Consider the following 11,343-nt stretch of genomic DNA (forward strand, 5'->3'; position numbering starts at 1 on the left):
ATGCGAGTTTTGCAACTAGGAAATGATAACTGGGAGAAAAAATATACAATCCCAGAAGATATGGAATGGCATTTTAACGACTTTTCTTTTGAGGAAAAAAGGGCTACGAAAAAAAAGGGGATAAAAAGTTACGATGTAATTTTAGTTACTGGTAAAACTAACTTAACTAGTGACCAGTTGAAGAAATTAAAGAATTTAGTATCCCCATATCATGTTTTATACAGTTCTAATTTAAATACAGAATTGGATGATCATGAAAAATATTTTTTGAAAAGTATTGCTGCTCAAAAAATAAAAGAAGAACCCCAGTACTTAATTGATAGGCTTCCAATTCGTTACTTCTCTGGACAATCTGGATTAAGGATTTTTCCAAGTCAACTGAAATTAAATGAGCACGTGGTTAAGAGTTATGAGTTTGAAGAACAGGGTCATCTTAAAGTAAATCTAGATACCCATAATGAATGGGTAAATTTAGGTACTTATAAAAGTGGGGTCTTTATCGATCCTGATAAGCAGATCAATTTGTGGCTTTCATTAAAAAATGTTAATTTTCAAGTTAGACTGAGAATTTTTATTCAGCAACCTGGTACAGATGGAGATGTCAAAGAACAAAGGGTAATCGACTTAAGCTCTTTTAATAAAGATGAATATTTTTCTCAAATTGAAGCATCTGACCACTATCGGACTGCAACTCTAAATCTAGAGGTCAAGGGGAGTGGCGACTTAATCATTGGCGTGCTTCATTCACGTTGGGGCCGAGATGGGGCCGGAAATTTCATTGCTGGTGGGCAAAGAATAGTTAATCCTCAGACTAGGGATGATATTGCCTATTACTTTAATCCTGGCGATCTGAAGCCCCCATTAAATGTATATTTTTCCGGTGCGCGTGAAGCAGAAGGCTTTGAGGCATATTTCTTGTTTAAAGGGTTAAAAGCACCGATGCTTTTGTTTACTGATATGCGACTAAACATTGGTCAATTTTATGATGATGAGGATAATTTTTTTGAGCAAGAAATTATTAAAACAATTAAGTCAAAATTGAATGAACTAGGTTTTGATGAATCGCAACTACTAGTAAATGGAATTTCAATGGGAACCTATCCTGCAATAAAATATGGAGCTAAAATGGGTGCCCATGCAATTAATGTTGCAAAACCTTTAGTAAATTTGGGCTATATTGCTTCAAGGACGGCCTTAGATCGTCCCGATGAATTTGAAACTATGTTCGATATTGATAAAGGCATCGGTCCAGCCACGGATAGAAATGACTTGAAAAAAATAGATGAAAATTTTTGGAAAGAATTTGATAAGCAAGATCTTTCTAAAACACGCTTTTTTGCTGGGTATATGATTAATGATGACTATGATGATAAAGCAGTAAAGGAGTTGAAAGAGTCGCCTGCTGTAAAACAAGCAGCTCAGTTTTCAGCTAAGGGATTTCTTGGACGGCATAATGATGATCCACAAGTTAACTACTGGTTTATTGATCGTTTAAATGAACTATTAAGAGAAGATTTTGGTCGGGATAATGAAAAACGTAATTAATCAAGTTTATTGGGATAGAATGTCAGAGACATATTTATATGGAACGACATTTAAGAAAAACGCTAAAAATGAAGTCACTTTTAAGAATAAATTGATGCCTTCAGGAAAAACTCTGATTAGCTGGTCATCAATAGCAAATTATCAGGTGACAAAAGAAGTCCCTAGTTTACCACTCCTGCTCAATGGACAAGAATATTTGTTAAAAATTAGTGCAAAGATTAAGCCGGAAAATAGTGCAATTTTTGGAATACATTTTTTTGATATTCAAGGGAATGAAATTGATAAGGTTATTTTCACTAATTTAGAACAAAAGTTTAAATATCCAACTCGAGCAGTGAAATATACTATTAAAATAATTAGTGGTGGAGTAGAAGAGATTAATTTTAAAAAAATTCAAATTTCTCCGTTAGATTTAGAAGAAGTTTTTAATGACTTTTATCCTCATCCTATTTATTTAAATAAAAATTCTCAAAAAGAAGGGCTCATTCTACTTGATGATTCTAAACGCGCTAGAATTATTGCTCCATTTAAGATTGAGAGTTATGTGGGAGCTAATTTAATTATCGGATATTTGAGTTGGCAAAATAAACAACGTGGCTTTGAACTCTTGAAGGATTATATTAAGGAACATCAAGATAAAAAATTAGTCATTTTTAGCAGCAGTGCTGATATAGATAAATCTTTAGAGAATTTTAAATCCTTAAATTGTACGGTAGTGTATTCGGAGGATTTTGTAAATAAAGGATATTATAATTTGCAGGAAACATATCTTTCAAAAAATTATAGAGAATCTGATCAAGTTCGAATGGTAAAAAAAGCTATTAATTATTTTGAGGAATGATGCAATGCTAACAGATAGGTTAAGACTAAAAAAAGCTAGGAAGTTATTAAATAAAATTAATAAACTAGGTCCTAAAATGCAGGCAATGACTGATGAAGAATTGCAAGGACAAACTGCTATTTTTAAAAATCAACTTAAAGAAGGTAGAAGTTTAGACGATATTTTACCAGAGGCTTATGCCACTGTAAGGGAAGCAGATAGAAGAATCTTAGGGATGTTCCCCTATGATGTGCAGGTTTTAGGGGCAATTATATTACATAATGGTTCTATTGCTGAAATGAAAACTGGGGAAGGTAAAACTTTAGTTGCGACAATGGCTCTGTATCTAAACGCTTTAGAAGGTAAAGGCGCAATGCTAGTGACTCCAAATAGTTATCTTGCATCTCGTGATAAAAAAGAGTTAGCTCCAGTTTATGAGTGGCTAGGTTTAAGCGTTAGCTTAGCTTTTGCAGAAGATAAAGATAGTAAAAAGAAAATAACTGCTAAAACTAAAAGAAAATGGTATAACTCCGATATTGTATATACTACTGCTTCTTCTTTAGCCTTTGATTATTTGTTTAATAATCTTGCCAGCTCCAAAGAAAGTCAATATTTACGCCCATTTAATTATGTTATTGTTGATGAAGTGGATGAGGTTTTATTAGATGAGGCACAGACTCCGTTTGTGGTTTCCTCTAGTCCTAACGTTCAATCAAATCTATATCATTTGGCGGATCAGTTTGTAAGATTGTTAGATCCTGAGGTGGACTATGTATTTAAAAAGGATGATCAATTATTTTGGTTAACAGCCCACGGTATTGAAAAAGCTGAGAAATTTTTTAAACTAGATAGCTTATTTTCTATTGAGAGTAGGAGTGTTTATCGCCATATTATTTTAGCCATGGGTGCTCATTTAACTATGAGACGAGGACATGACTACTTAGTGGTAAAAGGCGAAGTAGTTTTGTTAGATGAGGATAGCGGTAGATTAAAGCGTGGGGTTCAGGTAAGTACAGGAATTCACCAAGCTGTTGAAGCTAAAGAAAAGGTTGATTTGACTAAAATTCAGAAAACAGCTGCTTCGATAACATTTCCGGCTTTATTTGCCTTGTTTAATAAAGTAAGTGGAATGAGTGGAACTGCGAAAGTTAATGAGGAAGAGTTTTTACAGACGTATAACTTAAAGGTGGTCACTATTCCTACAAGAGTACCTGTAATTAGAAAAGACTATCGTCCACTTATTTTCTTAACTACAAGAGATAAATTAATGACAGCTGTAGATGATGTAGTAGAGATGCATAAAACTGGACGTCCGGTATTACTTGTTGCGGGTTCTGTAGAAAATTCAGAAATTATTTCAGAATTGTTACTCAATATCGGTATTCCTCATAATGTTTTAAATGCCTATAACGCCGCATATGAAGCACAAATCATTAAAAATGCAGGGCAAAAAAATGCTGTGACTATTGCAACAAATATGGCTGGGAGAGGAACTGATATTAAGCTAGGCCCCGGAGTTAAGGAACTCGGTGGCTTAGCAGTAATTGGAACGGAAATGTTACCTAAAAGAGTGGAATTGCAGTTAGCGGGGCGTGCCGGCAGACAAGGAGATCCGGGTAGTAGTCAATTTTTGATTTCTTTAGAGGATTCATTTATTTCGTCTAATAATACTGCTCGTCAGAAGAAGTATTACCGCAAATTAATGAAAAAGAAGTCAAAGGGAAAAGATATTACCCTTCTCTCAGGTCCGCGAATTCGATTTAGTTTGCTAATGCTCAGAACTCGTAAAGAAGATCTTAATGAGTTGATGAGAAGTCAAACTAACAAGATGGAAATAATTTTATCGCTTCAACGGAAGAATTTTTATACTAGAAGAAACAAAATTATGAAAACTGATGATTTACAGGGAAATGTAGATCGGATCATCGATAATGCATTGGATCTTTATTTAGAAAAACAGGATTTATCAGATAAGAGTGATTTAAAGTACTTTATTAACCAGCATGTTACTTATCAACAGGTTAACGTACCAGATAATTTAAAAACGAAAAAAGCGATAAAAGACTTTTTGAAAGAATTAGCTTACAAGATTCTTGATGAGAAAAAGCATGTATTAATTAACAAAAAACAAGCAAATGATTTTTATCAACAAGTAATCATTTCATCAATGGATGGAAATTGGATTGATCAAGTAGATAGAATTGAAAAAATAAAGGTTAATGCACAGCAATGGGGAAAAAGTGGCAGACCTCAAGATCTTCTCCACCAAGAAAAGGCTTTTGAAGCGTACAAAGATTTTTTAGATAAAATTACCTTGTCTGCCTTTGATAATCTTTTATTAAGCAAGATTTTTACGAATGAAAAAGGCCAATTAGTTGTAGTATTTAATTAGTAGAGGAAAATTATGACAGTATATAACATAAATTTAGGAATAGGTTGGGCTAGCTCTGGAGTAGAATACGCTCAAAAATATCGTGATCAAAGTTTTAATGAAGTTGGAATTAAACGAAAATTTATTTTTTCAGATTTAATTTTAGGGAATAATATCGGAGATTTAACTGCCAATTTGGGTTTTGATAATGACAATATTATCTGGTTATACAACTTCTTTACTGATATAAAGATCTCTACATCAAATTATTCTTTAGATACTTTAGAAAATGAACTTAATTTAAGAGCTCAGACTAGTGATGTTAAAACTGTTGGAAAAGAAGTATTTTATCAATTAAATAATAATTTTCAATTAGTAGCACGCTTGAGTGATACAGAAAAGCGTACTATCGATCAAGTGAGTTACGTTAAGAATAATATTTTACTTAAGAGAGATTTTTATTCTTATACTAAGTATGCTTGTGAATATTATTTAGGAACTGAGAAAGATAATCGCGTTACCTTTAGGGAATTTTATAATGAAGATGGCACAATTGCTTATACACAACATTTAAATGGTGATCAAGAAACTTTTGAATTTGAAAATGGTGAAGTTGTTTATAGTAAAGATGATCTCTATTTGAAAATGCTAAAAGGATTGAACTTTACTAAAAAAGATGTAATTATCATGGATCGAGAAGATGAAGATAAAAACTTAATTAATGGTCAGTTAGTTTTTGAAAATCACGGTCCTGCTAAATTACTCGTAGTAGTACATGCTGATCATTTTGATAAGCACTATACTAACGATCAAAATATCTTATGGAATAACTTCTATGAATATCAATTCCAACATGCGAAATATGTAGATAGCTTTGTTGTAGCTACAAATGAACAAAAGAAGATTTTAAAAAATCAATTTAAAAAATACTATAATATTGAACCACGCATTGATTGCATTCCGGTAGGAAGTTTAAATGAGTTAGAGCATCCTACACAGGGCAGGATGAAACATGCCTTAATTACAGCTTCTCGTTTAGCAAAAGAAAAACACATTGATTGGATTGTGAATGCGGTAATAGCTGCTAAAAATAGTGTTCCTGATCTTTCTTTAGATATCTATGGAACTGGCGGTGAAGCAGGGATGCTTACTAATTTAATTAATCAAAATAAAGCACAAGATTATATTCATATTATGGGCCAAAGAGATTTAACAAAAGTCTATCGAAACTATCCTGCTTATATTGCTGCTTCAACAAGCGAAGGTTTTGGTCTTTCACTGCTGGAAGCTGTGGGATCTGGACTAGCAATGATTGGCTTTGATGTTCCTTATGGAAATCCTACTTTTATTGAAAATGGAAAAAATGGAATGCTTTTACCATATAATGAAGAATGGACTGACTTTAAAAAAGAAGAAGTTTTAACAAAGGCAATTATCGAATTGTTTACGAAGAGTGATATAGATAGCTTTAATAAAAACTCATATCAAATAGCAGAGCCATATCTAACAAAAAATGTTGCTAAACAATGGAAAAATTTAGTGGAGGAGTTAGTCAATGATTAATTTATTTGAAAGTTTAGACGTAGAATCAACTGATTTTTTAAGATCGCAACTTTTTGCTAATATTAAAATTCCTTCTGTGGTAATTAATGATGATGGTTTTTTACCAATTGAGGTAGACTCTCCGTTTAAATTCTATTGCGGATTTGGTGATGAAAATACTCCCCTGTATTTTAACCGCTTAAAGGTGCCAGAATTTCATCGAATTGTAGCAACTGCAAGTAAGGGAGAAGTTTATGATCTGCAACAAAAAAGAGCAGATATATTTTTTGTTGCTACTGACAATACTCGCTTAATTAAAGAAGTACATTGGCTTGATAAAAATGGCAATTTAAGCTGGATTGATCATTATAATCGACAAGGAAAGCTATTTGCTAAAACTTATGTTAATAATGGGCAGCAAGTTTTGAAGCGATACTTCAATAAAGAAGGTAAGGAAGTTATTACGCAATATTTAATTTCTGGCGATATTCTCCTCCATGAAGAAAATGTTGAAAGATATTTTGCCAATTTAGCTCAATTTGTGACTTACTATTTAAGAAAAAAGAAGTATCAAGTTGATCATGTTTTCTACAATACTTTGAATCAGTCAATGATGGTAAGTTTAGGTCTTCAAAATGATGGGAGTGATACGCTGTTTTGGCATGAAAAAATTGCTAACGATCTACCAGGTAATATGAAGTATTTAATGGACAATAGTACCAGAACTAAGCATATTGTTTTCCAAAATTATGTAGATTGGCAAACTTGGAAGAATAAATTACCGAAGGATAAAAATGTTGATTTTAGATTTTTAGGTATGATTTATCCTCATCCAAGAGGAAACAAAATGCGTCCTGAAGCAGTTATTTTGACTAATTCAGACCAGATTGAACATTTAGATGAAGTAGTTCAAGCAATGCCAAATATTCATTTTAATATTGCAGCTATTACTGAAATGTCATCTAAATTGCTTGCTTTTAAAAAGTACAATAATGTTCGCTTATATCCGAATGCTACAACTAAACAAATTCAGGAATTGTATCAGACAAGTGATATCTATTTAGATATCAATCATGGAAATGAAATATTGGATGCAGTTCGTGGCGCCTTTGAACAGAATATGTTGATTATGGGGTTTGATAATACTCTGCATAATCCGAAATTTATTAGTCCAGATAATGTATTTAAGAGTACAGAAATTTCTAAAATGGCTGATAAGATTTCTGAGGCATTATCTGAAACAAGTACAATGAGACAGCTTATTGATCAACAAAGATTGCTTGCGGGAGATGTAAGTATTGACCAATATAAAGAAGTTATTGAGGACTTGAAAGGTGAATAAAAAAAAGACACTTGCAGAACGTCATGCATTAAAAAGATTAGAAAAAGTAGAAGAAAATCAAAGAAAAGCGTATGAAAAAAAGCAAAATGATTTTCCGTGGAAACAGATAGTCATGGGGTTACTTTTTGGAATAATTTTACTTTTGATGTTAATTCAAATGATAGTTAAATAAAAAAGAGCTTAGCTTCTAAAAGTAAGAAGCTAAGCTCTTTTTTATAGAGAATATATTAAAAATATAGCTGTAGGGGATAAAAGATAATTATTTCTGATTTGTTATTTAATTAAGAACCTTTAATTAATTGAAATTAGTAAATTTTTTAAGAAAACAAGAAGTATATTTGGCTTTAGTTACTATATTTGTTATTTTTTAGAGAGGACGCGATAATAGATTTACTATTTTTTATAAAATTGACAAAGTAGCGTAAACCCTTGATATATACGGGGAAGCTAGCTGGACTATTCATCATATAGATATCCTTTTTTATCTCACAACATTATTGAAAAAATATATATTGTTGTTATACAATGATTAGAGCAAAGTTACACGTATTAAATGACACTTTTGTAACAAATTATCTCATTAGCAAGAAATTAGTTATTAAACATTTTTTATTTCTTAGACTAAGAGTAAAAAACAAACTAGAAGATCAGTCTTTCTAGTTTGTTTTTGTAAGGAAACTTTATTTTGGATACTATTGGATATTTTGAGTAAAAGGATATTTATGAAGAGGAAAAAGTTCAAAAAAATAAAACATAGAAAAGAAATTAAACATTATATCGATCCTAATGACTTAAAGGAAAAAGATACTAAAGCATCTTATCTAAAAGAGATTGCCGGCCTGGCTACTATCTTAGGCGCTGGCGTTACTGGCGGTGTCATGATGGCTAATGACCGTGTTTATGCAGCAGAAAGTTCTGTAGACAGAAAGTCAGAAGTCGTTGGGTCCAACTCAATTACCGGCTCCATTGACGAAGAAGTATCTAATAATAATCAAAAGACTGCTTCTGTTACCGATTCTAATTCTGTTAAATTAAGCCAAAGTCACAGTACTGAACAATCAGTTACCTATTCAAAGAGTAGATCAGTACTAGCAAGTATGTCACTCTCAACTTCTACTAGTTTTTCACAATCAGCTAGTGCATCTGCTGCTGTGTCTTTATCTGAATCAGCATCAGCATCAGCTTCTGCTTCAAAGTCAAGTTCAGAAGCAACTTCAAAAGGTTCAACTGAAGAATCTAAATCACAAAAGTCTGAGAGCAAATCTACTGCCGAGAATACAAAAACAAACAGTGAAAGTGAATCAATTCTTACTGCTTCATCAGTTTCTAAAAATGATGAAGGTTCAGGATCAACTACCAATTCACTCGCAGCTAGTTCAGAATCAATTTCAACATTAGATCAACGGTCCTTAAATATTACTAATTTAACAGTAAATCCACAAAGTCCAGTTGATTTATCGCAATTATTTGGTATGCAGTTAGTTCAACTAAATGGTACCAAAACTACAGATCGTGTTGTTAAAAGCGATACAAATGAAAATAGATCAAGTGCAGAAAATGGTTCTTTAACAAATGGAGATAGAAGTCATCTATTAAGATCTAGCTTTGTCCAATTTGCAGCTTCTAGTGGAACCAGTGTTGATGTGGCAACTGGAAAAGAGTTTTATAGTGCGTTAAATAATAGTAATGTAAACACCATTAATATAACTTCAGACTTTACTTTAACTAATAGTGACGATATAAATAATAGAAGTATTACTATTAACGGTAATAACCATACTTTATATTTTGATAAAAATTATATAAATATTAGTAATTCGTATGTCACAGTTAACGATGCCACTATTTATAACGGTGATAGCAAGGGTGCCTTTAGAATACAAGGGCTTACTGGTCATAGTGAGTTAATTTATAATAATGTGACAGCCAATGGTGCAACTGCTGTATGGAGCGAAACAGGGACTGGAAAATCTAATACTAGTACTTTCCGCGTACAGGGAAATACCACTATAAATTATATGAGTAGATATACTCATACTCTGGAAAATGGCACGACGCAGGTAGTTAATAGTACTCCATTTACGGTAAATCAGAGTGGAACATCGCAAATATATATTGCTGATAACTTAATTGTAGATGATGGAGCAACTTTTACCGTAAATGGAACTAGTGGAACTAGTGTTGATGATCATGTTTACAATAATATTGTATTTAAAGGTGATTCATACGATCATATCCTTCAAGTTGGAAAAAATGCCACTGTTAATATTGATGGTGCTATTAAAGGTAATGTTTTAGTAGATCAAACGGTTGGTAGTGGACATAATAATGTTGTATCTATAGGTGAAAATGCCCACGTCAATATGACTGCGGGTCAATTTAATATCTTAATAAACAATAACGGCTCAAAAAATATCAACTTTGGTTCTTCTTCAAAAGTAAATCTTTCTCTGGATACTTCATTAAATCCCTATGCAGAATCTGGTTCCTTTACAGTTATTCCAGGTAGTGGAAATATCGTAACAGCTAGTGGAAGCAGTTATGTTAATTTACTTCAAAGAAACACAGGACTAAGCGGAAAAGCATCAAGCAATATAGCCATCGTCAACTTTGAACCAAATGCAAATGTTACTATGACAGCTGCTAGACCGGATAAACTAGGATCAAAAAGTTCAGCGTCTAATAACATTGCTTCATATGACCAAATGACGATCAGTATTAACAATCCGGATATTATTACATTAAATGTAGGAAATACAACAAATGGAACCGCTTATGCAGCTTTAAGCACTAATACTTTAACAGTAAATGTTGAAAATACTACAGTACAAGTAACCAATAATGGGATAACAACAAAGTCTGCAGGTATCAAAGATAATAGCAACACAGTTAGTGGCAATAAATTGACTTCCAATTCAATGGAAATGCAGAATGATTCTTCAGAAGCTCAAACAGAAGCAGAGAGAATAACCAATAAAATTTCCTATCCAGACACTACGCAGGTTGTTTATAATGGCACAAATACTCCATCCATTAGTGCAAGCGCATCAACATCACTTTCTGAGGTAAAGAGTCAATCTGAAGCTACAAGTATTTCAACTTCACAAATGATAAGTGAAAGTCAAAGTAATTCAGAACGCATTCATAGTGAAAGTGTAAGTGACTCAATAAGCGCTAGCAAAAGCTTAAGCAACTCAGTAAGCATGAGCGAAAGCTTGAGTAACTCCGTAAGCATGAGTGAGAGCTTAAGCAATTCAGTATCAATGAGCGAAAGTTTGAGTAACTCAGTAAGCATGAGCGAAAGCTTAAGCAACTCAGTATCAATGAGTGAGAGTTTGAGTAACTCAGTAAGCATGAGTGAGAGCTTGAGTAACTCAGTAAGCATGAGCGAAAGCTTATCTAACTCCGTAAGCATGAGCGAGAGCCTAAGCAACTCGGTATCAATGAGTGAAAGTTTGAGTAACTCAGTAAGCATGAGCGAGAGCCTAAGCAACTCCGTAAGCATGAGTGAAAGCTTAAGCAACTCAGTAAGCATGAGTGAAAGCTTGAGTAACTCGGTAAGCATGAGTGAAAGCTTAAGCAACTCAGTAAGCATGAGCGAAAGCTTGAGCAACTCAGTATCAATGAGTGAAAGCTTGAGCAACTCAGTAAGCATGAGTGAAAGTTTGAGTAACTCAGTATCAATGAGTGAAAGCTTGAGTAACTCAGTAAGCATGAGTGAAA

General features: G+C 33.0%; 7 protein-coding genes. All 7 read left to right on the top strand.

Annotation, left to right across the window (positions count from 1 at the left end):
* The gene (asp2, locus tag Q9R40_RS06530; RefSeq protein WP_304676953.1) at window positions 1-1,545 is read left to right on the top strand and encodes an accessory Sec system protein Asp2; all 1,545 of its coding nucleotides are present in this window, start codon (window positions 1-3) and stop codon (window positions 1,543-1,545) included.
* Window positions 1,529-2,386: an accessory Sec system protein Asp3 gene (gene asp3, locus Q9R40_RS06535; RefSeq protein ID WP_304676954.1), complete on the top strand. Its 858-nt coding sequence runs from the start codon at window positions 1,529-1,531 to the stop codon at window positions 2,384-2,386. The genes asp2 and asp3 overlap by 17 nt, the downstream gene beginning before the upstream one ends.
* A 4-nt stretch (window positions 2,387-2,390) precedes the next feature.
* The gene (gene secA2, locus Q9R40_RS06540) at window positions 2,391-4,757 is read left to right on the top strand and encodes an accessory Sec system translocase SecA2 (RefSeq protein WP_304676955.1); all 2,367 of its coding nucleotides are present in this window, start codon (window positions 2,391-2,393) and stop codon (window positions 4,755-4,757) included.
* Between the two features lie 12 nt (window positions 4,758-4,769).
* The gene (gene gtfA, locus Q9R40_RS06545) at window positions 4,770-6,299 is read left to right on the top strand and encodes an accessory Sec system glycosyltransferase GtfA (RefSeq protein ID WP_304676956.1); all 1,530 of its coding nucleotides are present in this window, start codon (window positions 4,770-4,772) and stop codon (window positions 6,297-6,299) included.
* Window positions 6,292-7,620, top strand: a complete 1,329-nt coding sequence (gtfB, locus tag Q9R40_RS06550; RefSeq protein WP_304676957.1) for an accessory Sec system glycosylation chaperone GtfB — start codon at window positions 6,292-6,294, stop codon at window positions 7,618-7,620. The genes gtfA and gtfB overlap by 8 nt, the downstream gene beginning before the upstream one ends.
* Window positions 7,613-7,792: a hypothetical protein gene (locus Q9R40_RS06555; protein ID WP_301050285.1), complete on the top strand. Its 180-nt coding sequence runs from the start codon at window positions 7,613-7,615 to the stop codon at window positions 7,790-7,792. The genes gtfB and Q9R40_RS06555 overlap by 8 nt, the downstream gene beginning before the upstream one ends.
* 550 nt (window positions 7,793-8,342) lie before the next feature.
* A partial coding sequence (locus Q9R40_RS06560; protein ID WP_304676958.1) for a pectate lyase-like adhesive domain-containing protein occupies window positions 8,343-11,343 on the top strand: 3,001 nt, incomplete at its 3' end.

The organism is uncultured Lactobacillus sp. (assembly GCF_948948975.1).
Classification (GTDB): domain Bacteria; phylum Bacillota; class Bacilli; order Lactobacillales; family Lactobacillaceae; genus Lactobacillus.

What these genes read in the sequence shown, in the direction of transcription:
- gtfA (WP_304676956.1), top strand. Translation starts at nt 4,770, where the DNA reads ATGACAGTATATAACATAAATTTAGGAATAGGTTGGGCTAGCTCTGGA.
- gtfB (WP_304676957.1), top strand. Translation starts at nt 6,292, where the DNA reads ATGATTAATTTATTTGAAAGTTTAGACGTAGAATCAACTGATTTTTTA.
- secA2 (WP_304676955.1), top strand. Translation starts at nt 2,391, where the DNA reads ATGCTAACAGATAGGTTAAGACTAAAAAAAGCTAGGAAGTTATTAAAT.
- asp3 (WP_304676954.1), top strand. Translation starts at nt 1,529, where the DNA reads ATGAAAAACGTAATTAATCAAGTTTATTGGGATAGAATGTCAGAGACA.
- asp2 (WP_304676953.1), top strand. Translation starts at nt 1, where the DNA reads ATGCGAGTTTTGCAACTAGGAAATGATAACTGGGAGAAAAAATATACA.